We start from the raw sequence: 24,509 nt of genomic DNA on the forward strand, positions 1-24,509 counted from the left end.
ACGGGCCCGCCACTAGAATGGTGCGCAGTGAATCGAGAAGTCCGGATGCACCTCCCCCCTGCCGCGACCCCCAACGCCCGCAAGGCCGATTTCTCCTGCGATGTCCTGGTGGTCGGCGGCGGCCCGGCCGGATCCACGCTCGCCACGCTGCTGGCCCGCCGCGGCTGCGACGTGCACGTGCTGGAGAAGGAACACCATCCACGCTTCCACATCGGCGAGTCGCTCCTGCCGGCCAACGTGCGCCTGTTCGAGGAACTCGGCGTGCGCGAGGAGGTGGAACGCATCGGCATGCCCAAGTGGGGCGTCGAGTTCGTCTCGCCCCGCCACGAGCACTGCAGCATGCTGGAATTCGCGGACGCGCTCGACAAGTCGCAGCCCTATGCCTGGCAGGTGCGCCGCTCCGATCTCGACGCCTTGCTGTTCCGGACCGCGGCCGAGGCCGGCGCCCGCACGCTGGAAGGCCACCGCGCCCGCGAGGTGCAGTTCGACGCCGACGGTGCGCTGGTGGAGGTCGAGCGCGAGGACGGCAGCCGCGCGACCTGGCGCTGCCGCTATTTCGTCGACGCGAGCGGGCGCGACACGCTGCTCGCGAACCGCTTGCGCAGCAAGGAGAAACACCCGGACCACAACAGCTCGGCACTGTTCGGCCATTTCCGCAACGCGCAGCGGCTCGAAGGCAGGCTGGAAGGCAACATCAGCATCTTCTGGTTCGACCACGGCTGGTTCTGGTTCATCCCCCTCGCCGACGGGACGACCAGCGTCGGCGCCGTCGTGTGGCCGCAGTACCTGAAGTCGCGCGACAAGCCGCTGCCCGACTTCTTCCGCGACACGATCGCGCTCTGCCCGCCGCTGGCGCAGCGCCTGCGCGATGCGGAACTGGTGGACGGCCACGTCCATGCCACCGGCAATTATTCTTACCTGGGGACGCATTGCGTCGGCGAACGCTATGCGATGCTGGGCGATGCGTTCGCCTTCGTCGATCCGGTGTTTTCGTCGGGCGTGTACCTGGCCATGAGCAGCGCCTTCGCCGCGCTGCCGCTGGTGGAGGCGACGTTGCAGCGCGGTCCCGCAGGCGCCGTGCAGGAGCGCACGGCCTTCGACCGCTTCACGCGCCAGGGGCCGAAGGAATTCAGCTGGTTCATCTTCCGCATGACGAACCCCACGATGCGCGGCTTCTTCATGGATCCGCGCAATCCGCTGCGGATGCAGGAGGCGGTGCTCACGGTGCTGGCCGGTGACGTGCACGGCCGCACGCCGTTCCGCCTGCCGCTCAACTGCTTCAAGGGCCTGTACTACCTGGTGTCGGCCGCGCATCCGGTGCGCACGTGGAAGTCCTGGCGCGCCCGACGCCGCAACCTCCGCGCAGTGGACGCGGCCGCATCGTGAAGCCCCTGTCCGTCGACGTGCAGCGGACCCTGGAGGCGCAGGAGCGGTCGTCCTGGCTGGCCAGCGTGCTGCTGCGGGCGTGGCTGTTCGTCCTGCTGTTCTGGCTGGGCGTGCTGTCGCTGGGATGGAACCTGATTGCCGCCGTGCTGCGCCTGTTCCTGCGCGGGGCGACGGCGCGCCGCGTGGGCTGCGCCGGCATCTCCTACGGCTATCGCTGGTACTGGGCCTGCGCGCGTGCCAGCGGGCTGCTGCGCATCGACGCGCATTCGCTCGACGTGCTGCGCGATGTGCCAGGCGGCCTGGTGATCGCCGCCAACCATCCGAGCCTGCTGGATGCGCTGATGATCGTCGCGCGCCTTCCGCGCGGCACTTGCTTGATGAAGGGCGCGCTGGTGCGCAATCCCTTCCTGGGCGCCGGCGCGAGCCTCGCCGGCTACGTGTCGAACGACTCCACGCGGACGATGGTGCGCATGGCGGTGGAGCGCCTGCACGAAGGCGGGCAACTGGTCGTGTTCCCGGAAGGCACGCGCAGTCCGGCACCCGGCCGGATCCACCCCTTCAGCCGCAGCATCGCGCTGATCGCGCAGCGGGCGCAGGTCCCCATCCAGACTGTGGTGATCGAAACCGACTCGCCCTACCTGGGCAAGGGCTGGCCCCTGTGGAAACTGCCGCCGGTGCCGATCGTGTTCCGCGCGCGCCTGGGCCAGCGCTTCGAGCCCGCCGCGGATGCGGAGCAGGTGTGCGCCGAGATGGAGGCGTACTTCCGCAAGGAACTCGCCCGGTGAACGCGCCGTCGGCAACCCACGTCGTGCTCATCCCGAGCTACAACACGGGCGCCAAGGTCTACGAGACGGTGCGCGACGCGCGCCGCCAGTGGGCGCCCGTGTGGGTCGTGGTGGACGGCAGCGACGACGGCACGGCCGAAGGCCTGCAATCCATGGCGGCGGAGGATCCCCAGCTGAAAGTGATCGTGCTGCCGGTCAACCGGGGCAAGGGAAGCGCCGTGCTCGCCGGCTTGCAGGCCGCGGCCGAAGCCGGCTTCACGCATGCGCTCGCGATGGACTCGGACGGCCAGCATCCCGCGGACCTCATCCCCGCCTTCATGCGCGCGTCGCAGCAACGGCCCGACGCCATGATCCTGGGCCGGCCCGTGTTCGATGCCTCGGCGCCGCTGCTGCGCGTGCGCGGCCGCCGCATCTCCAATGGGTGGACGCAGTTGGAGACGCTGGGCGCGGGAATCGGCGATTCGCTGTTCGGCTTCCGCGTGTATCCCGTGGCGGACCTGGTCGCGGTGATGCGCCGGCAACCCTGGATGCGCCGGTTCGACTTCGACACCGAGGCCGTGGTGCGGCTCGCCTGGCGCGGCGTGGCGCCCGTGAATGTCGACGCGCCGGTGAAGTACCTCAGTGCGGAAGAGGGCGGGGTCTCGCACTTCAACTACCTGCGCGACAACGCGCTGCTCACGTGGATGCACACGCGGCTCGTGCTGGAATTCCTCCTGCGGCTGCCGCTGCTGGTGCTGCGGCGGGTGCGGGGCTTGCCGCCGTTCCAGTATCGGTAGGCGGCAGTGCTGCTGGGGTTCGCTTCGCTCACCACCAGCCTACGGAAGCCGGCCCGACGCGTAGGCTGGCGGTGAGCGCAGCGAACCCCAGCAACCCTCTCAGGCCATCCCGCCATTGATCGAGATCACCTGCCCGCTGATGTAGCCCGCGTCCTCGCCCGCCAGGAACGCCACCAGCGCCGCGACCTCCTCCGCCTTGCCCGCGCGCCGGGCCGGCACCATGCTCTTGATCATGTCGGCGTCGAACACCTGGTCCGCCATCGCCGACGCGATGATGCCCGGCGCCACCACGTTCACGGTGATGCCACGGCTGGCGAGTTCCAGTGAGAGCGACTTGCTGGCCCCGTGCAGCGCCGCTTTCGCTGCCGCGTAATTCGCCTGGCCGCGGTTGCCCATCACGGCCGCCACCGAGCTGATGCTGATGATGCGGCCCCAGCGGGTGCGCGCCATCGGCAGCGTGAGCGGCTGCGTGACGTGGAAGAAGCCGTGCAGCGACACGTCGATGACGCGGTGCCACTGCTCGGCCCGCATGCCGGGGAACACGGCGTCGTCGTGGATGCCGGCGTTGTTCACGAGCACCTGGATGGCGCCGGCGGCCAGCAAGGCGTCGATGGCCGCGGCGCTGGCCTGCGCATCGGTGACGTCGAAGGCGACCGCTTCGGCGGAACCGCCTTCGGCGCGGATCGCGGCCGCGACCTCTTCGGCCGCCGGCAGCCGCGCGTTCGCGTGCACGATCACGTGCAGGCCGTCGCGCGCGAGCCGCCGCGCGATGGCGCCGCCGAGGTCGCCGCTGCCGCCGGTGACGAGCGCACGTTTCATGCGGGCAGGGCCGTGTCGAGCACCACGGCGAGGCGGCCTTCGGCGACCGTCGCTCCCCCGTGGCTGAGCGTGAAGGCGTAGAGCAGCTGGCGGCCGTCGCCGGCCAGGTGCTCCGTCTCCACCGAGAGCTCGCCGGGCAGGTCGTCCAGGCGCAGCCGGTGCAGCGTCACGCCGCGGGCGCTCGCGAGGAAGCCGGGGGCTGCCATGCCGCCCGCCGCCCTCGCGTTCAGGCCGCCGTGCACCGCGGCAGCCTGCGCCGCATACTCGATGGCAGTGCTCGCCAGCAGCCCGCTCGCGCTGCGCAACGGATGCGCGGGGTCGCGCTGGTTGCCGGCGATGCAGCGGATCCGCCGCGCATCCCAAGCCTCCACGCGATCGAGCAGGCACATCGTGCCGGCATGGGGGATCAGCGCGGCGATGCCGGCGTGGTCCAGCGTGGCGGGTGCGTTCACGGCGCGAAATCCAGTTCGATCTCCAGCGCGAGCTGCGCCGACACCGGCAGCACGACGCGGGCCGGCTGGCGCCGCGCGATCGCTTCCAGCAGCGGCAAGGCGCGCGCGGCCGGAATGCGCTCGCGCAGCCGTTCGAGACCGGCGTCGCCGCAGCGTGTCGCGGCGCCGGCTTGCGCCATCGGCAGCAAGCGGGTGCGCAGCTGCGCCGCGGCGCCCGGCGTCCCGGACGCGCCCAGCACGAGGGCGACGCCCATGGTGTCCGGCAGCGGGCGCGTCGCGTTCAGCGGCTCGGGGTAAGGCGTGTCGCTCGCGACCAGCAGGACCGGCGCAGGCAGCGCAGGCACCTGGGCCAGCGCCGCCATCAGCCCGGCGCCGAAGCTGTCGTCGTGCGCGCAAATGCTGCTGGACGTGTGCCGGCTGCCCACGGCGATGTGCCAGTAGCCGGCCGCCGCGTTGTGGACGGAGTTGGTGAAGCGCGTGGGCGACACCAGCCGGTCGGGCCCGGGCGGGTGGGCGAGCGTCTCGCACAGCGCGCTGCAGTTCGCGCCGTCGCCGCTGGACGAGGTGAACACCGTCGCCATCGTGCCCGGATCGCGCGCCGCGTCGCTGCAGGCCGCATCGGCCACGCTCAATGCGATCTTCACGGCCGCGCCGGCGCGCCGCCGTTCCGCGGCCGGCAGCCGCTGCGGCGGCGGCACCACCGAGGCGGCGGACACCCAGGGCGCTTCGCCGCGCAGGACGGCGATGGCTTCGCTCCACGACGGCAGGCCCGGGCCGATGAGGCCGACGCCCAGCAAGGTGGCTTGCATGCCGCCGCTCACTGGACCACCCTCCGCGCTGCGCGTTGCGAGATTCGCCTGGGGACGGGCCTGCGGCTCATGCGCGCCCCAGCACCAGGCTGGCGTTGGAGCCGCCGAAGCCGAAGGAATTGGTGAGCACGTGGCGCAAGCTCGCCGACCGATTGGCCAGCAGATAGTTCACGCCCAGCGCGGGATCGCGTTCGCGCACGTTGAGGCCACCGGGCGCGAGTCCGTGCCGCAGCGCGATCAGGCTGATCACGGCCTCGACGCCGCCAGCGGCGCCGAGCGTGTGGCCGGTGGCGCCCTTGGTGGAGCTGCAGGGCACGCCGGTGCCGAACACGGCCTGCACCGCGCGGTCCTCGGCGGCATCGTTGCTGGGCGTTCCGGTGCCGTGCAGGTTGACGTAGTCGATGTCGCCCGGCGCGAGGTCCGCGGTCGCCAGGGCCTGGCGCATGGCGGCCGCGGCGAGCGCGCCTTCCGGATGCGGCGAGCTCATGTGATGGGCATCGCTGCTCTCGCCCGTCCCCAGCAGGGCCGCGACGGGCGCACGGCCGGCGGCCGGCTCGCGTTGCAGCAGCGCGAAGGCCGCGCCTTCGCCCAGCGACACACCGGCGCGCTGCGCATCCCAGGGACGGCAGATGTCGGCCTGGAACAGTTGCAGCGAGTGGAAGCCGTAGAGGGTGGTGAGGCACAGGGAGTCGACCCCGCCGACCACCGCGGCGTCGATCCAGCCGGCTTCGATCATGCGCGCGGCATCGGCGAACACCTTGGCGCTCGACGAACACGCGGTGGACACCACCCAGGCCGGACCGGTCACGCCGAGCGCCTCGCTCACGAAGCGCGCCAGCGACGCCGTGCTGTGCGTCTGCGCGTAGTGGAAGTGCGCGGGCAGGGCGCCATCGGCGCCGCGCTGCGCGAACGCGCGTTCGGTCTCCAGGATGCCGGAGGTGCTGGTGCCCAGGAGCACGGCCACCCGGTGCGCGCCCCAGCGGGAGCGCGCATCCTGCACCGCTTCGGCAAAGCCGTCGCGCTGCAGCGCCGACCAGGCGAGGCGGTTGTTGCGGCAGTCGTACTCGCGCAGCGCCGCGGGCAGCGCCACCTGGTCGAGCCCGCCCACGCGGCCGATCCACCCGGGCAGGTCCACGTCCTCGAAGGGCTCCTGCGTGAGTCCGCAGCGCCCGGCCTGGAGCGCCGCGAGGTGCTCCTGCAGGCCGGCGCCCAGCGCGGTGGTGAGCGTCGCATCGGTCATCGGCAGGGGATGCATGGAGTCCTTGCTCACGTCCGTTGCGCCACGAGCAGCACGTTGGCGAAGGGGGTCCCCGCGCTCATGGGTCGCGATTCCACCTGGAGCCCGAGCTGGCGCAGCTGGGCGATCCATTCCGCGAGCGTTCGCCCGTACACCGGCGGCACCGTGTGGCCGCGCAGCCGCGTCACGGCGCGGTCCACCCACTGGCTGATGGCGAAGCCGCGACGGCTGCCCGCATCGCCGACGCGCAGCAGCAGGTGCCCGCCGGGAACGAGCGCGTCGCGCACGCGCGCCAGCACGGCCTCCTGCTCCGCGTGCGTGACGTAGTGCAGCACGTCGAGGATCACGACCGTGTCCGACTCGGGAAACGCTTCGGTACGCATGTCGCCGCAGACGAAGCGCATGCCGCCGTCTTCGGCCAGTGCGGCGCGCGCCCGTTGCACGTCGCGCGGCATCCGCTCGATGCCGGTGATGCGGGCGCCCGCCGGCGCTGCCGGCCAGCCGGCGGGCCAGTCGCCGGCGGCGCGCAGCGCAGCACAAGCGCGCAGCAGGCTCGCGAGCAGGCCCTGGCCGCACCCAATGTCGAGCACGCGCGCCTGCGGCGCAACGAGCCCGGTGGCGAGCAGATGGCGAAACACCGGGTCGTAGCCGAGCTTGCCGCGTGCGAAGTGCCAGGCGAAGCGACCGGCGCTGCGGTAGGGCGCGCTCGCGCCATCCAGCAGGCGGCGCCAGGCCGCGGCTTCGGTGGCGAGGGCGGCGCTCATGCCTTCGTGCCCGGGTCGAGGGCCATGGCTTGCGGCAGCGTGACGGGCGTAAGACCGTGGCGCTGCAGGTGCGCCAGCAGCAGCGGCAACACGGCGAGGATCACGGGACGGCCTTGCGCATCGCAGGCGCAGTGGCCGTCGTGCAGCAGCAGCACGTCGCCGGCCGACAGCCCGCGCGTGAGCCTTTGCAGCACGCGCTGCGGGTCGCGCTCGCGCGTGTCGAAGCCGCGCCGCGTCCAGCTCGCCAGGGTCAGGCCGGCGCGGTGCAGCACCGGCCCGAGGAAGGGATTGCGCAGACCGGCCGGGGCGCGGAAGAAGCGCGGCGCCTCGCCGGCCAGCCGCGCCAGCGTGTCCTGCGCGGTGCGGATCTCGCGCGCGAATCCGCTCGGCCCGAGCAGCGAGAAGTGGTGCCTGTGCACGTGGCTGTGGTTCTGCACGCTGTGGCCGCGCCGCACGATCTCGCGCACCAGCGCGGGATGGCGCTCCGCGCGCTCGCCGATGCAGAAGAAGGTGGCGCGCGCACTGTGCGCAGCGAGCAGGTCCAGCACGGCGGGCGTCACCTCCGGGTCCGGTCCGTCGTCGATCGTGATCGCCACTTCACCCCGCGCCGCCGCGGCAGCCGGCAGCCGCACGAGGTTTTCGCCCAGCGCGGTGGAGCGGGGCCAGAGCCCCGCGCCGGTCAGCAAGGCGTGGTTGGCCACGAGCGCGGCGATGGCCCACGGCCACTGCGCCGGCGCGGCGAGCAGCGCCACGCCGGCGGCCGCATGCACCGCGGCGCTCGCCCGCAGCAGCGGGGGCACGGGCCAGGGCGGGTTGCTCGAGGGGGAAAGGGCTGCGTTCAAGGGCGACTCGGAAGGCCGGGGCGTGCGGCCGGCCGGCTCTGCGTGAGCACGGATTCTCACACAGCACCTGCGGCGCGCTGCCGCGCGCGCCCGGAAAAGGCCGCGGCCAGCAGCAGCGACAACAAGGCGCCCGGCGCCACGGTCATGCCGACGTCGGCGAGCGCGGGAACCCTCGCGGTCGCGAGCAGGCCGAAGGAGACGACGGTGGTCAGGTTCGCCATGAGCAGCGAGGCCAGCGTATCGGCGTCGGCCTCGCCGCGCAATGCGAGGTGGTCGAAGAACAACGCGTAGTTGGATCCGATGGCAACGACCAGCAACAGGCCCACCAGGTGCAGCACGCCCAGCGCCGCGCCGGACAGCGACAGCCCGGCGAGCACGAGCACGACGCTGGCCGCCAGCGGCAGCAGCACGCGCGCCAGCCGGCGCGCCGAGCGCAGGTGCCACGCGAGCAGCAGGACCACCGCCAGCGCGCCCGCCGCAGCCTGCCAGCGGGCCTGGCGCAGGTAGCCGGCGTAGATGCCATCGAGTTCGGGCTGCACCTGCAGCACGCGCGCCGTGGGCAGGCCGGCGAGCGACTGGCGCAGCGTCGCGACGGGCAGCGTGCCGCCGGCGGGCGGCTGCAGCATCAGCACCGCCGTCCACGGGGTGCCGGGACGGCCCGGGAGCAGCAAGGCGTCGAGGGCGGCGGCCAGCGGCGTGCCCTCGAAGTCGGCGCGATGCAGCACCGGGACATCGCGCTGCGCCTGCACGTCGCCCACGAAGGGCAGGAGCTTCCCGGCTGGCAGCGGGCCGTCGAGCGTGGCCTCCGCCAGCCGTTGCTGCAGGACACTGCCGTCCGGCAGCGCCGCGCGGCGTGCGAGTTGCGTCGCCGGGCTCGGCAGGATGCGCGCGGGCGACTGGTAGGACGCGAGCTGGCCCGCGCGCACCAGCGCATCGAGTCGCTGGCCGATGCGCTCCGCCGCCGCGAGCGCACCGGCTTCGTCGCGCGCCTCCGCAGCCACGATCACGCCGGCGTCCGGCGCGCCGAGATCGGCGCGCAGCGAGGCATCGAGGTCCAGCGCCGCCTGCGGCACGGGACTGAGCGAGGAGAGCGAGCCGCGCCAGGGGGACGGCAGCCAGACGAGCGCCAGGACGGCCGCGATGCTGAGGGCGAGCAGCGGCACGCGCCAGCGGGGCAGCGCCGCGGCGCATGCGGCCGTGGCGCGCGCGAGCCGGGCACGCAGTCCCGCGCCCGCGGCGCCTTCGGGGGCCAGCACCGGCAGCAGGTAGCGGGTCGTGAGCCCGGCGGCGAGCAATCCGCTCACCGCGAAGATGCCCAGTTGCGCGAGGCCCTCCCAGCCCGAGACGACCAGCGCGGCGAAGCCGGCGACCGAGGTCGCGAGCCCCAGGCGCACCGTGGGCCACTGCGCGCGCAGCCAGCCGGCGCGTCCGAGCGCGTGCGCTTGCACGAGGTAGTAGATGCCGTAGTCCACGGCCTCGCCGATCAGGGTCGTACCGAAGCCCAGCGTCAATCCGTGCACGTGGCCGGTGGCAAGGCTCACGGTGACGATGCCTGCGACCACGCCGCTTGCGACCGGCAGCACGGCGATGACCAGCGGCCGCAGGGAGCCGAAGGCGACCAGCAGCACGGCCAGCATGGCGATGCTGCCGGCGATCGCGAGGCGCTTCACCTCCGATTCGATCGTGGCGCGCGACTGCACCGCGAACACGCCGGGGCCGCTCAGTTCCAGCTGCAGGCCCGCGGCGTGCAGCCCGGCGAAGCGGCTGCGCACCAGTTGCTGCGCGGCCTGCTGCGCGTCGAGGTCGGCCCCGTCCGCGCGTGTGGTGGCCAGCAGCAGGGCGCGCGGCTGCGTGCGCGAGACCCACACGCCCTCTTCGACGCGCGGCGCCGCCGCCGGCATCATCGCCTCGGCCATGCGCGCCGTCTCGCCGGTCGGGTCGCGCCACAGCAGCGGCCCCAGGCGCGTGCCGGCGGGCGTGCCCAGCAGGCTGACCGTCTCGTCGATGGCGTCGCGCAATCCCTCTACCGTGAAGCGTTGCGCGTCGACCCCGGGGCTCAGCAGGTAGCGGTGCTCGAACAGCAGCCGGCCCACCGCTTCGTCCTCGGACTCCTCGCCGTTGTGGACCGCCTCGAAGGCGTTGCTCTGGCGCAGGGCGACAGCGAGCCGCCGCGACGCATCCGTCCGCTCGGCCGCGGTGCCGCCCCGCAGCCCGATCATCAGCACCCGCCCGGTCGCCCCGTTCTTCAGCTGCGCCATCAGCACGCGCTGTTCCGGGGTGGGCGAGGAAGGCAGGAAGGCGGAGAGGTCCGCGACGTAGACGGCCCGCGTGCACCACCAGAGGCCGATCGCCATCGCGGCGAGCCAGATCCAGGGCGCGGGGTGCCGCCAGCGGCGCGGCGGGGAGATGGCGCTCAAGGGCGGCCCGGCGCGTCGACCGGGAGCGGCTCGATGCGCATCACGGAGCTGTCGCCACCGGCGAGCGTCATGCGGACTTCACGCACCTGCGCGCGCCGCCCGGTGAGGTGCAGGCTTGCCACCTGGCCGCGCAGCCGCGGCTCGCGCGGCACGAGGTCGAGTTCCCATTGCTCGGCGCTGCCTTGCACGTTGGTGTCGAAGTAGCGCTCCAGGGTTTCGCGGTTGCCGGTGAGCGTGCCCCGGATCGCCTCGACGATCACCGCGGCCTCGGGCACGGAGTCCAGCAGCGCGGTCTGCGTGCGGTCACCGCGCGTGAGCGTCAGCTGGTTGCCGACCACCGCCATGCGCTCATGGCGCGGCTTGAGCGTTTCGCGCACGAAGGTGTCGGGCGCGCTGAAGGAAAGCAGCCCGCTGGAGCGGATCGTGCGATCGAGCTGCTCGATGCGCCGGTCCTCGACGAACTGCGCCTGCCCCGAATGAACCTGGGCCAGCTGCTGCGTGAGCGCCTGCAGGTCGAAGCCCGCGGCGTGCGCTGCGCCGCACGCCACCAGGGCCAGCGCGAGCAGCACCGGGCTCAGGAAGGTGGCGGGATCAAGGAGTTTCGCTGCGCGCATCGTCGGGGTCCTGCGGGCCGGGGCTGCCGGCCCAGAAGTCGAAGAAGTTGAACCAGTTGCGCGGCGTCTCGCGGCAATGCTGCTCCAGCACGCGCGCGTAACGGCGCACCGCTTCGCCCACGGCGGCATCGCGGCCGTTCGCGGCCACGCTGCTGAAGTCGGCGAGCGGCGCGAACCGCAGCTGGTAGCGGCCGCCACCCAGGTACAGGCCGGCCATGAACACCACCGGCCGCCGCAGGAGCGCAGCAAGGCGGAACGCTCCATCCGAGAAGGCGGCGGGCTGGCCGAGGAAAGGGATCCAGTGCGTGCGCGACCGGCCCGATGCGCTGTCCGCGGTGCCCGGGCCTTGCAGCGTGCGATCGGCCAGCAGGCCGGCGACGCCGCCGTCATCCAGCCAGTCGCGCAGTTCCAGCATGGATTCCATGCGGCCCAGCCCGATCACCTTCTGCACAGCGTCGGGCGCGATCGCGCGCAACGTCGTGGTGAGCAGGCGCGCATTGTGCTCGTACATCAGCATGGCGACGCGCAGGCCGCGCCGCTGTTGCCCGAGCGCCCGCAGCGCCTCGAAGCTGCCCAGGTGGCCGCCGACGAGGAACGCACCCCGGCCGCCCGCGAGCACGGCGTCCAGGTGTTCGGCGCCGACCACCTCCACCTCGAACAGGTGCAGGTTGCCGCGCAGCAGGTACACGCGGTCCAGGACCGTCGCCGCGAAGTGGTGGATGTGGCGGTAGCGCTCGCTCCAGCGGGCAGGGCGCCCGAGCACGCGCGTGAGATAGCCGGTGGACGCGCGCGCCGCGGCGCCGCCGAACACCATGAAGTACAAGGTGATCGGATGCAGCACCAGGCGCGACACGCGCCGGCCCAGCGTCACGGCGATCCAGCGCATCACGCGCAGCATCGCCGCGTTGCTGCGCTCCGCCTGCGTCGCCCACGCGGCGTCCGCGCTCACCGCCGCTTCGGGGGCCGCGCTCATGCCGCACTCCCGCCGGTTTCGACCTGGCCTGTCGCCGCGAGCACGCCGTCGGCCGGATCCTCCGGCGCATGGCGCCACACTTCGAAGCGCGCGCGTCCCTGCGCCGGCGTCATCCATCGCACATCGAGATCGGCACCTGGCCGCACGGGCGCGAGGAACTTCACCGCGCTGACGCGGGGCGCGCCGCCCAGCGCCCCGGGTGCGTCGCGCAGGAGCACCTCCAGCGCTTCGCCCAGCAGCACGACGCCGGGCAGCAATGGCTGGCCGGGGAAGTGGCCGGCGAAAGCAGGATGCTCGGGCGCGATGGCGACCCGCCGGCGCAGCGGCAGTTCAGCCATGCCCGGACTCCGCCAGCAGCCGCGTCGCGAGTTCGGCCAGCCGGCCGGCGGGCAGCTTGCCGGTGCCGTCCCGGGGCAGCGCATCGACCCGGAGGATGCGTCGCGGCAGGAAGGCCGCATCGACGCGTTTGCGCAGTGCGGCGAGCAGCGCCTCGCGGCTCAGGCCCGGCGCGGCGACCAGTGCCACGAGGCGCACGACGGCGGCGTCGCCGGTATCGGGCGGCAACCAGAACGCGCCGTCGCGCACGCCTTCGATGCTGTTCAGGTGGTGGTTCAGGTGCGCGAGCGAGCTGCGCTTGCCGGCCACGTTGATCAGGTCGTTGCTGCGTCCAAGCAGCCGGAAGCGCGTGGGCTCCAGCACCTCGAGCACGTCGGCGAGCCGCGTCGGCTCGGGCACGTGGCCGCCGCTGACCCAGCACTGCTCGCCGTCCCCGCGCATGACGACGTCGGGAAAGGTGCGCCACTCGGGGCCGTCGGTCGTGCGGCGCGTCGCGACCTGTCCGGCCTCGGTGCAGCCGTAGATCTCCATCAGCGGCCCCCGCAGCGCGGCCTCGGCGCGCGCGGCGAGCTGCGGCGACAGCGGCGCGGTGGCGCTGACGGTGAGGTCCACCGCAGGCAGTTCGACGCTGTCGTCGAGCAAGGTCTTCAGATGCAGCGGCGTCGTCACGAGGATGCGCGGACGCGGCACCGACGCGAGCACGCGCGCGATGTCCTGCGCGTAGAACGGACGCTCGGCAGCGAAGGCAGCGCCCCCCAGCATCGCGAGCAGCACGGTGGATTCGAAACCGTACATGTGGTGCGCCGGCACGGTGCCCACGATCGCGACGCCGCGCAGGTCGGCGCGGCCCAGGGTCGCTGCCATGCGCTGCGCTTCGCCCGCGATGTTGGCCACGAGCGCACCCCAGCGCTTGCCGTGCGGCATGGGCTGGCCGGTGGATCCGGAGGTCAGCACCTGCGCGACCTCGTGCTGGGCCGGGATCAGGGGCATGGCGGGATCGTCGCCCTGCGCCTGCGCCGCCGGGAACGGCAGCGTCGGCAGCTCCAGCGCCGGCTGGTCCGGGTCGGCCAGCACGTACGCCGACGGGAACAGCGCGTGCAGGCGCCGCACCATGTCCGGCGTGTGGTTCGGCGGCATGAGACTGGAGCTGCCGCGCAGCGCCGCCGCGCCCAGCGCCAGCGCGAACCGGTAGCGGTCCGCGGTCATCGCGAGCACCGGCCCGCCATCGGGCAGCGTCGCCGCCAGCTGACGCACCTCGTGCAGGTAGCGGCGTCGCGTCAGGGCTTCGCCGGCGCGCCAGGCGATCGGCTCGTCCAGCGACGCGTGCCCGGCGAGCAAGGGGAGGCCAGGAGGCTGCGGCAGTGCTGCGTTCATCAGAAGCGGGTGTCGGTGCGCGTGCCGCCGACGCCGTGGGCGCGCCACGCCACGATGGCCTGCTGCAGGCTGACGCGTTCGAATTCGGGATGCAGGCGGTAGCGCACCAGGTATTCGCCGACGAAGAACGCGCCGGTCAGCACCGGCGTGAGCACGTCCGCGAGCAGCGACCAGTGCGCGAAGTCGCCGGCAGCGAACAGCGCCAGCGAAGCCGCGACCATGGCGAGGAAGTAGAGCGTCCAGGCGAGCGTCACCTGCCGCGTGTAGCGCGCCATCGCCTTCGTGAGGCTGCCGTGCACCCGCTTTGCGAGTGCGCTGACCAGCGGCTCGGCGCCCTTGCGCAGGGTGGACCCGAACCACGCTGCGAGCGCGAGGTGCGCGCCGGCATGCTGCGCGAGGTACAGCCAGCGCGCGGGCAGGCCGCGTCCGCTGGCCGCAAACACCGCGAGCAGCACGGCGGCGAGCAGGCCCATGGCGGCGAGCAGCCGCTGCCCGTTGCCCCAGGCCGCCGTCGTTGCCAGCAGCACGAGCGGCCCGAGCACCACCAGCAGCGCCCAGGCGGAATCCTGGGCGCGGGTCATGAGGGTGTACGAGATGGCGGCGTAGGCGATCGCCGCGACCGCAGCGGCCAGCCAGCGCGCGCGCGTGGTCGGGGTGCCGCCGGCCATGTCAGGTCGTCCGGTGCGCAGCGATGTGCTCGGTCAGGGCGGCGAGCGAGGCGAAGATCTTGTCGTTGTTCTCGTCGTCGGAGCGCAGTTGCACGCCGTAACGCTTGGATACGACGAGCGAGACCTCCAGCATGTCGATGGAATCGAGACCCAGTCCGTCGCCATAGAGCGGCGCCTGCGGGTCGATGTCCTCGGGCGCGGTCTCGAGGTTCAGAGCTTCGACCAGCAGGCTGGCCACTTCGTGAAGCAGTTCTTTGTCGGCAGTCATTGTTGCGCCCACACCCATGGGTCCTCTGTTCGGTGTGGATTTTATGCGACCGTGCGGTGCAGCCACGGTTTCGAGGCCAACGAAGCGGAGACAATCACGACGGCGCCCGCCGGTTGCCGCGCGCGCACAACAAAGAGCAGTTTCCGCATGCCCGATCCGAACGAATTGCAGCCCCCGGTCCACCTGCCGCACGCACCCCTTCCCTCGTACTACCGCAGCGGCGACGCGGCGGCGCGCGAGACCTTCATCCGGACCACGTTCGACGACACCGCCGTGGATTACGACCGTCTGGAGAAGATCCTGGGTCTCGGCACCGGGTCCTGGTACCGCGGCCAGGCGCTGCTGCGCGCCGGGCTGAAGCCGGGGATGCAGGTGGTGGACGTCGGCATGGGGACGGGCCTGGTCACGCGGCAGATCCTGAAGATCACGGGCGAGCCGCAGCGGCTGATCGGCGTCGACCCGAGCCCCGGAATGATGAAGCAGGCCCATTTCGACCAGCCGGTCGAATGCCGGCTCGGACGCGCCGAGGAGATCCCGGTGGCGACCGGCAGCGCCGATTTCCTGGTGATGGGCTATGCGCTGCGCCATATCGCGGACTTCGCGGCGGCCGCGGCGGAATTCCGGCGCGTGCTCAAGCCCGGCGGCCGCCTGCTCCTGCTGGAGATCACGCGCCCCCAGGGACGCTTCTCCGAATTCCTGCTGAAGACCTACATGCGGGGCATGGTGCCTACGATCGCGCGGCTGGTGTCGCGCTCGCCCAGCACGCCGATGCTGTGGCGCTACTACTGGGACACGATCGAGGCCTGCGTGCCGCCGGCGCAGGTGATCCACACCCTGCGCGAGGCCGGCCTCGCGCAGGTCGAGCGGCACGTCGAACTGGGCATCTTTTCCGAGTACACCGCGCGGGTCGCCTGAGCCGCGGCAAGGAACGACGAGGATGACCACGAGGGCCAGCCGCTGGCTCGCCTCAGTTGCCTGCGCGCTGGCGCTGCCGGCCGGCAGCAGCGCGTGGGCGCAAGCCGTGCACCCGGCCGACCGCTGGGAATATGCGCTCGAGGCGGGCTACACGGCGAAGGTGCGCGACAACTCGCCCTTCGACTACCGCATCGCGCCCTTCCACCTGGCTTTCCGCAGTCCCGCCTTCGCGGACCTGTGGACCTCGGCCGAGGGTGCGCGGCTCACGGTGCGCCACCGCATCTCGCTGGTCGCCGAAGCCATCGCGCAAGGCCCGGAGACGCATTACGTGGCCATCCAGGGCGCGCCGGTGTTCGAACTGTGGGCGCCCGACCGCCGGACTGCCGGGTTCTTCGAGATCGGCGGCGGCTTCGGCTTCCTCGACTCGCGCGGCGTGCCGGGCGGGCAGGGGCAGGACTTCGCCTTCAACTGGTACACGCAGGGCGGGCTGCGGCGCCAGCTCACGCAGGACATGGCGATCACCGGTGCGCTGTACTTCACGCATCACTCCAACCTGGGCATGACCGATCCCAACCCGGGCATCGACGTGCTGGGCCTCAACGTCGGCCTGGTGTTCGCGTTCCGCTAGTTGCGGTAGGCTGGCGCGCATGAAAACCGCTCCCGACCTCCGCCGCAACTTTTCCAACCCGCAGGGCATCCGGCCCGCCGCCAACCCGGTGCCCGCCGGCGCGCGGCCCGAGATCTTCGTGCAGGACGTGAGCGCCGTGCCCGAGGAGCGCTGGGTGCGGCAGGCGGAGAACGTCTCCTTCCTGCCGCTGTGCTTCGGCGTGACGCAGGGCTACTACGTGAACCTGCTGCGCGTGCGCAAGTCCGGCGTGCTCTCGTGCCATCGCCACTTCGGCGCGGTGCATGCGCACGTGATCAAGGGCCGCTGGTTCTATCTCGAACACGACTGGGTCGCGACCGAGGGCTCCTTCGTGATGGAAGCGCCCGGCGAGACGCACACGCTGGTGGTGCCCGACGACGTGCCCGAGATGATCACGTGGTTCCACGTGACGGCGGGCTACAACTACTACGAGAACGGACAGCTCACGTCGCACGAGGACGTGTTCACGAAGCTGCAGCGCGCCCGCGAGCACTACGAGGAGTTCCGCCTGCCGCAGGCGGAACTCGATGGCCTCGTGCGCTGATCAGGCCAGCGCTGCGGACGCGCGGAAGGTGCGCGGGATGCCGGCGGCGGCGACGCCGCTGCGCATCGTTTCCCCGGGCAAGGCCTCGTGCAGCAGAGCGCGAGCCGCAAGCAGCCGCGGCAGGTCCACGCCCGTGGCGTGGCCCATGCTCTCCAGCATGAACACCAGGTCCTCGGTCACGATGTTGCCGGACGCACCGGGTGCGAACGGGCAGCCGCCGAGTCCGGCGAGACACGCATCGAATTCACGGATGCCTTGCTCGAGGCCCGCAAGCGCGTTCGCCAGGCCCAGGCCCATGGTGTCGTGCAGGTGCAGCTTGGTCAGGCGTGCCCCGATCGCATCCTGCACTTCGCGCACCGTGTCGCGCACGAGGGCCGGATCCGCATAGCCGACGGTGTCGGCCAGCGCCACGCGGTCCGCGCCGGCGGCGGCCAGCGCTGCGGCGACTTGCGCCACGCGCTTGCGCGACACCTGGCCTTCCATGGAGCAGCCGAAAGCGGTGGCGGCGGCGACGTCGATGCGCATGGGCCGCGACTGCGCGCGCACCCAGTCGACGATGGCGCGCACCGCCTCGACCTGGTCGTCCGTGCCCTTGTTCACGTTGGCGCGGCTGTGGGTGTCGCTCACCGAGATCGGGATCGCCACGACATGCGCGCCGGCTTCGTGCGCGGCGATCACGCCCTTGAGGTTGCAGGCCAGAGCGCACACCGTCAGCCCGTCGATGGCGAGCGCACCGCGCACCACGTCGCCGGTGTCCGCCATCTGCGGCACGGCGCGCGGCGACACGAAGCTGCCGACCTCGATCTCGCGCAGGCCCGCATCGGCGAGCTGGCGGAGCCAGCGCAGCTTGACGTCGGTGGCCATGCGGCCCTGCGCCATCTGCAGCCCGTCGCGCGGGCCGACCTCGCAGATGACGACGCTGTCGCGCTTCGTGCTCATTCGACCTTGATCCCGGCCTTGGTGATGATTTCGCGCGCGTTGTGGATGTCGGCGCGGATCAGCTTCGCGAACTCCTCCGGCGTCGTGCCGCCCGCGTCGAAGCCCTGCTGCTGGAAGGCAGCCTTGACGTCCGGACGCTCGAGGATCTTGTTGATGTCGGCGTTGAGGCGCGCGACGATCGGCGCCGGGATGCCCGCGGGACCCATCACGCCATAGAAGCTGACCGCGTTGAAGTCCTTGTAGCCGGCCTCGGCCACCGTGGGCACGTCGGGCAGGCTGGCATTGCGCTTGGCCGAAGTCACGGCCAGTGCACGCACCTTGCCGGAGTGGATCATGCCGGCGGCCGACGAGATCGACGACCCGGCGAAATCCAGGTGGCCACCCATGAGGTCGGCCAGCGCCGGCGACGAACCCTTGTACGGCACGTGCTGCATCTTCACGCCCGCGATCATCTGCAGCTGCTCCATCACGACGTGCACGCTGCCGCCGGTGCCCGAGGTGCCGAAGGTGAGCTTGCCGGGCTGCGCCTTCGCGGCCTTGATCAGCTCCTGCAGCGTCTTGTACGGCGACTTCTCGTTGACCAGGATCACCAGCGGCGTGGTGGCAGCCAGCGCGATGGGAGTGAGGTCCTTCAGCGGGTCGTAGGAAACCTTCATCAGCAGCGGGATCAGCGAGACGTTGTCGGTCTGCGCGATCACCAGCTCGTAGCCATCCGGCTTGCCGCGCGCCGCTTCGGCCAGGCCCAGCGCCGTGCCCGCGCCCGGGCGGTTCTCCGGCACCACGTTCCAGCCGTTCATCTCGCTGAGCTTGGAGCTCAAGGTGCGGCCGGTGAAGTCGGTACCGCCGCCCGGCGTGGACGGGATGATCATGCGGATGGCGCGCGTGGGGTAGTCCTGCGCGAAAGCCGACAGGCCCGGGAGGGTGCCGGCGGCAAGGGCGAGAAGGTTGAAATCGCGACGGTTCATGGTGTGTCTCCGGTTTGTGGGATTCAGGCAGCGACCACGCCCTGGCGGACCAGGGCGTCTATGCGTTGTTCGTCCAGGCCCATGCCGCGCAGGATCTCGCGCGTCTGCGCGCCCACGGGCTGCGGGTCCAGGCGCTTGCCGGCCTTGCGGCCGTCGAATTCGATCGGCAGGGCGGCGGTGGCCACCTGCGTGCCGTCGGGCATGGTAGCGGGCACGAGGGCGCCGCCCGCCTGCAGGTGCGGATCGTCCAGCAGGTCATGCGGCTGGCGGATCGGCCCGTAGGAGAGCCCCGATGCTTCGAGCGCCGCGCACAGGTCGGCGGTCTTCCACTCCTTGAGGACCTCGGCCACGGCGGGCACGAGCCACGGGCGCGCCGCCTCGCGCTGGACCGCGGTGCGCAGGCGCTCGTCCTCGGCGAAGGACGGCGGCAGGAAATCGCGGCAGAAGGCCTGCCAGTTCGCATCGCTCACCACCGCGACGAACACGCGGCCGTCCTGCGTGTCGAAGATGTCGTACACGCCCCAGGGCGGCGTGCGCTTCGCACCCATGGGAATCGGCGGCGTGCCGGTCAGCTGGTATTGCGCGATGAACTGCGCCACCAGCAGCAGGTTGTTCTCGAAGAGGCCGGCGCGCACGTGGCAGCCGCGGCCGGTGCGATGCCGCTCGTTGAGCGCGGCGAGCGCGCCAACGACGCCGAAGGTGCCGCCCAGGATGTCATTCACCGAAGGCGCCACGCGCTGCGGCGTGCCCGTGCCGCCGTTGATGTAGGCCATGCCGCCCATCATCTGCACGACTTCGTCGAGCGCGGTGCGCTGCTTGTACGGTCCGGACAGGAAGCCCTTGAGCGAGACGTAGATGAGGCGCGGGTTCGCGGCGCTCAGCGTGGCGTAGTCCAGCCCGTACTGCGCGAGGCTGTCGTCGCGAAAGTTCTCCAGCAGCATGTCGCAGCCTTGCGCCAGTTCCCGCACCAGCGCCTGGCCATCGGGCGACTTGAGGTCGACGGCGAGGCTCTTCTTGTTGCGGCTGAACACGGGGAAGTAGCCGATGCCGGAACCCTTGAGGCGGCGCGTCCGGTCGCCATCGAGCGGCTCCACCTTGATCACTTCGGCGCCGAGGTCGGCGAGCACCAGGCCGCCGGCCGGGCCCATGATCATGTGGGACAGCTCGAGGACCTTGATGCCGCGCAGGGGCAGGTTGTCGTCGGGGAGGTAGGCGGAGGTGTCGGTCATTCAGGGATTCGTCTGGGCGCGGTCGCGCGCATGATGGCGCGGTCGCCGCGGCGAGCCAAGCGATGCTTGGGAACCGCAGCTTTCTCGTTTGGAGAGCCCCCGGGAAATTGCCGGCTTCAATCGGCGGCGTCCGCGCTGGCGCGCAGGTGGCTGACCAAGGCCTGCGCCGCGACCGGCAGGGCGTCGAAGTCGCGCACGGCGACGAAGCTCCGCGGTTGCGCCCAGTCGTCCGACAGCGGCACGAAGCGCACGCCCAGCGTGCGTTCCTTGCTCTCCTTGAGGTACAGCGGCGCCACGCCCGCGCCCATGCCGCGCGCCACCAGCATGCAGATGGTCTCGAAGGAGCTCACCCGCGCGCGCACGGTCCGCGAAGTGCGGGCCTCGCGCGCCGCCTCGTCGAACACCTGCGCCAGGCCGCTGTCGCGCCCGAGTTCCACGAGGTCGTTGTCCAGCAGTTCGGCATAGGCCAGGCGCTTGGCACGTGCGAGCGTGTGGCCTTCGGGCAGCACGGCCGCCAGCACGTAGCGGCGATAGGGGAAGACCTGCAGCCCTTCGTGGCTGGCGAACTCGGAGGCCACGCCGACGTCGGCAAGCCCTTCGCGCACGCCACGGTAGATCGCCGGCGTGACGCGCTCCTCCAGGTCCACCTCGATCTGCGGCCGGTCGGCGCGAAAGCGCAGGATGTCGGCCGGCAGTTCACCGGAGAGCGAGGTCACGCTCGCGAACACCTTGATCACGCCGCGCACGCCCTCGACGTAGCCGGCCATCTCGCGCTGCATGCGGTCCATCGACTGCAGCAGCTGGCGCGCATGGTGGGCGAGCGCCTGGCCGGCGGCCGTGGCCTGCGCGCCCTTGGCGCCGCGCTCGAGCAGCGGCACCTTCAGGTGTGCCTCCATCTCGGAGATGCGTTTGCTCACCGCCGACGGCACGATGTTCTCGCGCGCAGCGGCGCGGGCGATGCTGCCTTCCTCCAGCGTCGCGAGGAAGAGGCGAATGGAAACGGGGTCGATATCGCGCACGCGGAGCCTTCAGATGCCGGAAGCATAGGGCGCGAAGCCGCGCTGGTTCTCGTCGATCTGCAAGGTGCGGCCCAGCGGCGGGAAGGCGCGCTGCGCGCAGTCCGCGCGGTCGCACACCTTGCAGCCCGCCCCAATCGGCGTGGCCGCGTCCGGATCCACGAGGTTCAGGCCCTTCGCGTACACGAGGCGGTCGGCATAGCGTGCGTCGCAGCCCAGCGCCACCGCGAAGATGCGCCGGGGCGCGCCATAGCCGCCGCGGCGGTGCTCCACCGTCCGCGCGATCCACAGGTAGGTCCGGCCGTCCGGCATGCGCGAGAGCTGCGTGAGGATGCTGCCCGGATGCGAGAAAGCCTCGTACACGTTCCACAGCGGGCAGGTGCCGCCGTGGCGCGAGAAGTGGAAGTCCGCCGTGGACTGCCGCTTGGAGACGTTGCCCGCCCGGTCGACGCGCACGAAGAAGAAGGGGATGCCGCGGCCGGGCGCATGGTGCATCGTCGACAGGCGATGGCCTATGGTCTCGAAGCTCACGCCGAAGCGGTCGCTGAGCAGCTCGATGTCGTAGCGCAGCGCCTCGGCTGCTTCCTGGAAGCGCCGGTTCGGCAGCACCAGCGCGCCGGCGAAGTGGTTGGCGAAACCCAGGCGCGCCAGGCTGCGCGCCTGCGAGGTCTTGAAGGCGTCGGCCGTGGTGAAGGAGTCGATCAGCGGGCCGGTTTCCAGGAAGGCGAGTTGCACGCCGAGCTGGAAGGCCTGCTGGCCCGGGTCCATGTCGGTCGCCAGCGAGATCGTGCGCGTCGCCGCGTCGTAGCTGCGCAGCGCGTGGTCGGAGGTGCGGTTGGCGGCCGTCTCGCGCACCGCGATGCCGTGCTGGCTGTGCAGGCGGTCGCGCAGGCGGGCCAGCAGTTCCGCGCCCCCGACCGTCGCGCCTTCCGTGACGGCTTCGTACAGCTCTTCGGCGCGCTCGTCCAGCATCGCCATGTGGTGGTGCCGCGCGTAGAAGAACTCGCGCACTTCCTCGTAAGGCTGCAAGGGCGGTCCGAGCTCGCCCGCCATGCGGTCGCCGTCGCTGCCGGCGGCGATGGACGAGAGCCGATCCTCGGCCGTGCGGGCGCGCTTGTGCAGGTGCAGCAGCACGCGGGACACCGACGGCAACTGCGACGCCACCATGCGCGCTTCGGTCTGCGGCACCGCCTCGGCCTCGCGCGCGTCCGAGAACACGGTCTGCAGCTCGCTCAGCCGCCGCGCGCCTTCGTCCTCGGAGAACAGTTGCAGGTCGATGCCGTGCGCGGCCTGCAGCCGCAGCAGCACGGGCACGGTCAAGGGGCGCTGGTCGTTCTCGATCTGGTTGAGGTAGCTCGGCGAGATCTTGAGCGACGCCGCCAGCGCGGCCTGCGTCAGTCCCTGCTGCTCGCGCAGCGTCTTGAGCCGGACCCCCATGAAAGCCTTGGTCATCTTCGCAAGCTTCGCAAATTCACAGCGCCGAAATGGCTCCGACTTCCAGTTTAGCCGTTGTCTTGGCGGCCTGCTTTTGCGAAGATTGCGAGGTTATGAGTACACCGACCCAAGACACGCGCAGCGCGCCGGACCTGGACCCCTGGAAGAAGGCCGCGGCCAAGTCCGCGCCCGGGGGCAACGTCGATGCCCTGAACTGGGTGACGCCGGACGGCATCACGGTCAAGCCGCTGTACACGTCGGCGGACCTCGCAGGCCTGCAGCATGCGGACACGCTGCCGGGATTCGCGCCGTTCGTGCGCGGCCCGCAGGCGACGATGTACGCGGCGCGGCCCTGGACCATCCGCCAGTACGCCGGCTTTTCGACCGCCGAGGAGTCCAACGCCTTCTATCGCAAGGGCCTCGCGGGCGGCGGCCAGGGCGTGAGCGTGGCCTTCGACCTCGCGACGCACCGCGGCTACGACAGCGACCATCCGCGCGTGGTGGGCGACGTCGGCAAGGCCGGCGTGGCCGTGGACTCGGTAGAGGACATGAAGATCCTGTTCGACGGCATTCCGCTGGACAAGGTCTCGGTCTCGATGACCATGAACGGCGCCGTGCTGCCGGTGCTGGCCGGCTATGTCGTCGCGGCCGAAGAGCAGGGCGTGCAGCAGGACCAGCTGTCCGGGACCATCCAGAACGACATCCTCAAGGAGTTCATGGTCCGCAACACCTACATCTATCCGCCGGAGCCTTCCATGCGGATCGTGGGGGACATCATCGAGTACACGGCGAAGAACATGCCGAAGTTCAACTCGATCTCGATCTCCGGCTACCACATGCAGGAGGCGGGTGCGAACCAGGCGCTGGAACTCGCTTTCACGCTGGCCGACGGCAAGGAGTACGTGAAGACGGCCATGGCCAAGGGCCTGGACGTCGACGACTTCGCCGGGCGCCTGTCCTTCTTCTGGGCGATCGGGATGAATTTCTATCTCGAGATCGCCAAGATGCGCGCGGCGCGCCTGCTGTGGTGCCGGATCATGCAGGGCTTCGGCGCGAAGAAGCCCAAGAGCCTGATGCTGCGCACGCACTGCCAGACCTCGGGCTGGTCGCTCACCGAGCAGGACCCGTACAACAACGTCGTGCGCACGACCATCGAAGCGATGGCGGCCGTGTTCGGCGGCACGCAGTCCCTGCACACCAACAGCTTCGACGAGGCGATCGCGCTGCCGACGGAATTCTCTGCCCGGATCGCGCGCAACACGCAGCTGATCATCCAGGAAGAGACCCACATTCCCAACGTGATCGACCCGTGGGCCGGCAGCTACATGATGGAGAAGCTGACCCAGGACATGGCCGATGCAGCCTGGAAGATCATCGAAGAAGTCGAGGCCCTGGGCGGCATGACCAAGGCGGTCGATTCAGGCTGGGCGAAGCTGAAGATCGAGGCGGCCGCCGCGGAAAAGCAGGCGCGCATCGACTCGGGCCGCGACGTGATCGTCGGCGTCAACAAGTACAAGCTGGCGAAGGAAGATTCGCTGGACATCCTGGAAGTCGACAACGTCCGCGTGCGCGAGCAGCAGATCGCGCGGCTGGCGAAGATCCGCGCGTCGCGCGACGGCGGGAAGGTGCATGCTGCGCTGGAGGCACTGACCACGGCCGCACGCACGGGGCAGGGCAACCTGCTGGACCTCGCCATCCGTGCGATCCGCCTGCGGGCCACGGTGGGCGAGGTGAGCGACGCCCTGGAGAAGGTATTCGGGCGCCATCGCGCCGATACGCAAAAGGTGACCGGCGTGTATGCAGCTGCCTATGACTCGGCCGAAGGCTGGGAAGCGTTGAAGAAGGAAATCGCGGAGTTCGCGGAGCAGGAGGGCCGGCGGCCCCGCGTGATGGTCGCCAAGCTGGGCCAGGACGGACACGACCGCGGGGCGAAGGTCGTCGCGACCGCCTATGCGGACCTCGGGTTCGACGTCGACATGGGGCCGCTGTTCCAGACGCCCGAGGAGTGCGCCCGCCAGGCGATCGAGAACGACGTGCATGCCGTGGGCATCAGCACGCTCGCCGCGGGCCACAAGACGCTGGTGCCCGCGATCATCGCGGAGCTGGAGAAGCAGGGCGGCGACGACATCATCGTGTTCGTGGGCGGCGTGATCCCGCAGCAGGATTACGAGTACCTGTACAACGCCGGCGTCAAGGGCATCTATGGCCCCGGGACGCCGATCCCGGCCAGCGCGAAGGACGTGCTGGAGCAGATCAAGAAGGCAACGGGAAAAGCGTGATGCCGCCGGGAAATTGGGTTCT

Annotated in this window: 25 protein-coding genes; 7 read left to right on the top strand and 18 right to left on the bottom strand. The window is 71.3% G+C overall.

What is annotated here, in order from left to right; all coding sequences use genetic code 11:
* Window positions 1-45: 45 nt before the first annotated feature.
* From JJB11_RS15760 to JJB11_RS15770, 3 genes are read left to right on the top strand one after another with little or no spacing between them, the layout of a single operon-like run.
* Entirely contained in the window at window positions 46-1,386 is a 1,341-nt protein-coding gene (locus JJB11_RS15760; protein WP_201173269.1) for an NAD(P)/FAD-dependent oxidoreductase, read from the top strand.
* Window positions 1,383-2,171 (top strand): 1-acyl-sn-glycerol-3-phosphate acyltransferase, encoded by a 789-nt coding sequence (locus JJB11_RS15765; RefSeq protein ID WP_201964870.1) that lies wholly within the window; start codon window positions 1,383-1,385, stop codon window positions 2,169-2,171. Before JJB11_RS15760 ends, JJB11_RS15765 begins: the two co-directional genes overlap by 4 nt.
* Complete coding sequence (locus JJB11_RS15770) at window positions 2,168-2,947, top strand: glycosyltransferase (protein ID WP_201173272.1); 780 nt, start codon at window positions 2,168-2,170, stop codon at window positions 2,945-2,947. The genes JJB11_RS15765 and JJB11_RS15770 overlap by 4 nt, the downstream gene beginning before the upstream one ends.
* Window positions 2,948-3,046: 99 nt before the next feature.
* Here JJB11_RS15770 and fabG read toward each other — a convergent pair whose 3' ends face one another.
* The 13 genes from fabG to JJB11_RS15835 all read right to left on the bottom strand — a co-directional run bounded on the left by fabG (window position 3,047) and on the right by JJB11_RS15835 (window position 14,520).
* Entirely contained in the window at window positions 3,047-3,766 is a 720-nt protein-coding gene (gene fabG / locus JJB11_RS15775; protein ID WP_201173274.1) for a 3-oxoacyl-ACP reductase FabG, read from the bottom strand.
* Entirely contained in the window at window positions 3,763-4,218 is a 456-nt protein-coding gene (locus JJB11_RS15780; RefSeq protein ID WP_201173276.1) for an ApeP family dehydratase, read from the bottom strand. The genes fabG and JJB11_RS15780 overlap by 4 nt, the downstream gene beginning before the upstream one ends.
* Complete coding sequence (locus JJB11_RS15785) at window positions 4,215-5,027, bottom strand: beta-ketoacyl synthase chain length factor (RefSeq protein WP_201173277.1); 813 nt, start codon at window positions 5,025-5,027, stop codon at window positions 4,215-4,217. Before JJB11_RS15785 ends, JJB11_RS15780 begins: the two co-directional genes overlap by 4 nt.
* Before the next feature lie 67 nt (window positions 5,028-5,094).
* Window positions 5,095-6,282: a beta-ketoacyl-[acyl-carrier-protein] synthase family protein gene (locus JJB11_RS15790; protein WP_201173279.1), complete on the bottom strand. Its 1,188-nt coding sequence runs from the start codon at window positions 6,280-6,282 to the stop codon at window positions 5,095-5,097.
* 11 nt (window positions 6,283-6,293) lie between these two features.
* On the bottom strand, window positions 6,294-7,028 hold the full coding sequence (locus JJB11_RS15795) for a class I SAM-dependent methyltransferase (protein WP_201173281.1): 735 nt from the start codon (window positions 7,026-7,028) through the stop codon (window positions 6,294-6,296).
* Window positions 7,025-7,870, bottom strand: coding sequence for a polysaccharide deacetylase family protein (locus JJB11_RS15800; RefSeq protein ID WP_201173283.1), 846 nt, complete (start codon window positions 7,868-7,870; stop codon window positions 7,025-7,027). The genes JJB11_RS15795 and JJB11_RS15800 overlap by 4 nt, the downstream gene beginning before the upstream one ends.
* Window positions 7,871-7,926: 56 nt before the next feature.
* Entirely contained in the window at window positions 7,927-10,287 is a 2,361-nt protein-coding gene (locus JJB11_RS15805) for an MMPL family transporter (protein ID WP_201964871.1), read from the bottom strand.
* A complete protein-coding gene (locus JJB11_RS15810; RefSeq protein ID WP_201173286.1) occupies window positions 10,284-10,901 on the bottom strand; it encodes a LolA-related protein in 618 nt (205 codons plus the stop codon). The genes JJB11_RS15805 and JJB11_RS15810 overlap by 4 nt, the downstream gene beginning before the upstream one ends.
* Complete coding sequence (locus JJB11_RS15815; protein WP_201173289.1) at window positions 10,879-11,874, bottom strand: LpxL/LpxP family acyltransferase; 996 nt, start codon at window positions 11,872-11,874, stop codon at window positions 10,879-10,881. The genes JJB11_RS15810 and JJB11_RS15815 overlap by 23 nt, the downstream gene beginning before the upstream one ends.
* Window positions 11,871-12,212: an ApeI family dehydratase gene (locus JJB11_RS15820; protein ID WP_201173291.1), complete on the bottom strand. Its 342-nt coding sequence runs from the start codon at window positions 12,210-12,212 to the stop codon at window positions 11,871-11,873. Before JJB11_RS15820 ends, JJB11_RS15815 begins: the two co-directional genes overlap by 4 nt.
* Window positions 12,205-13,584 (bottom strand): AMP-binding protein, encoded by a 1,380-nt coding sequence (locus JJB11_RS15825; protein ID WP_201173301.1) that lies wholly within the window; start codon window positions 13,582-13,584, stop codon window positions 12,205-12,207. The genes JJB11_RS15820 and JJB11_RS15825 overlap by 8 nt, the downstream gene beginning before the upstream one ends.
* On the bottom strand, window positions 13,584-14,252 hold the full coding sequence (locus tag JJB11_RS15830) for a COG4648 family protein (RefSeq protein WP_201173304.1): 669 nt from the start codon (window positions 14,250-14,252) through the stop codon (window positions 13,584-13,586). Before JJB11_RS15830 ends, JJB11_RS15825 begins: the two co-directional genes overlap by 1 nt.
* A 1-nt stretch (window position 14,253) precedes the next feature.
* Complete coding sequence (locus tag JJB11_RS15835) at window positions 14,254-14,520, bottom strand: phosphopantetheine-binding protein (protein WP_201964872.1); 267 nt, start codon at window positions 14,518-14,520, stop codon at window positions 14,254-14,256.
* 147 nt (window positions 14,521-14,667) lie between these two features.
* Between JJB11_RS15835 and JJB11_RS15840 the strand changes: the two genes are divergently transcribed.
* From JJB11_RS15840 to JJB11_RS15850, 3 genes are read left to right on the top strand one after another with little or no spacing between them, the layout of a single operon-like run.
* Complete coding sequence (locus JJB11_RS15840; protein WP_201173310.1) at window positions 14,668-15,435, top strand: class I SAM-dependent methyltransferase; 768 nt, start codon at window positions 14,668-14,670, stop codon at window positions 15,433-15,435.
* Window positions 15,436-15,457: 22 nt separating this feature from the next.
* Entirely contained in the window at window positions 15,458-16,063 is a 606-nt protein-coding gene (locus tag JJB11_RS15845) for an acyloxyacyl hydrolase (RefSeq protein WP_201173312.1), read from the top strand.
* Between the two features lie 19 nt (window positions 16,064-16,082).
* Window positions 16,083-16,625, top strand: a complete 543-nt coding sequence (locus tag JJB11_RS15850) for a 2,4'-dihydroxyacetophenone dioxygenase family protein (RefSeq protein WP_201173314.1) — start codon at window positions 16,083-16,085, stop codon at window positions 16,623-16,625.
* On the opposite strand, the gene JJB11_RS15855 is transcribed toward JJB11_RS15850, so the two are convergent.
* The 5 genes from JJB11_RS15855 to JJB11_RS15875 all read right to left on the bottom strand — a co-directional run bounded on the left by JJB11_RS15855 (window position 16,626) and on the right by JJB11_RS15875 (window position 22,226).
* Entirely contained in the window at window positions 16,626-17,564 is a 939-nt protein-coding gene (locus tag JJB11_RS15855; RefSeq protein WP_201173316.1) for a hydroxymethylglutaryl-CoA lyase, read from the bottom strand.
* The gene (locus JJB11_RS15860) at window positions 17,561-18,529 is read right to left on the bottom strand and encodes a Bug family tripartite tricarboxylate transporter substrate binding protein (RefSeq protein WP_201173318.1); all 969 of its coding nucleotides are present in this window, start codon (window positions 18,527-18,529) and stop codon (window positions 17,561-17,563) included. Before JJB11_RS15860 ends, JJB11_RS15855 begins: the two co-directional genes overlap by 4 nt.
* Window positions 18,530-18,552: 23 nt before the next feature.
* The gene (locus JJB11_RS15865; RefSeq protein WP_201173319.1) at window positions 18,553-19,758 is read right to left on the bottom strand and encodes a CaiB/BaiF CoA transferase family protein; all 1,206 of its coding nucleotides are present in this window, start codon (window positions 19,756-19,758) and stop codon (window positions 18,553-18,555) included.
* A 116-nt stretch (window positions 19,759-19,874) separates the two neighbouring features.
* Window positions 19,875-20,777 (bottom strand): LysR substrate-binding domain-containing protein, encoded by a 903-nt coding sequence (locus tag JJB11_RS15870; RefSeq protein WP_201173321.1) that lies wholly within the window; start codon window positions 20,775-20,777, stop codon window positions 19,875-19,877.
* Between the two features lie 9 nt (window positions 20,778-20,786).
* Window positions 20,787-22,226, bottom strand: coding sequence for a short-chain fatty acyl-CoA regulator family protein (locus JJB11_RS15875; RefSeq protein ID WP_201173324.1), 1,440 nt, complete (start codon window positions 22,224-22,226; stop codon window positions 20,787-20,789).
* Between the two features lie 95 nt (window positions 22,227-22,321).
* Between JJB11_RS15875 and scpA the strand changes: the two genes are divergently transcribed.
* The gene (gene scpA, locus JJB11_RS15880) at window positions 22,322-24,487 is read left to right on the top strand and encodes a methylmalonyl-CoA mutase (protein WP_201173337.1); all 2,166 of its coding nucleotides are present in this window, start codon (window positions 22,322-22,324) and stop codon (window positions 24,485-24,487) included.
* Window positions 24,488-24,509 lie beyond the last annotated feature (22 nt).

The organism is Ramlibacter ginsenosidimutans (genome assembly GCF_016654015.1).
Taxonomy (GTDB): Bacteria; Pseudomonadota; Gammaproteobacteria; order Burkholderiales; family Burkholderiaceae_C; genus Ramlibacter; species Ramlibacter ginsenosidimutans.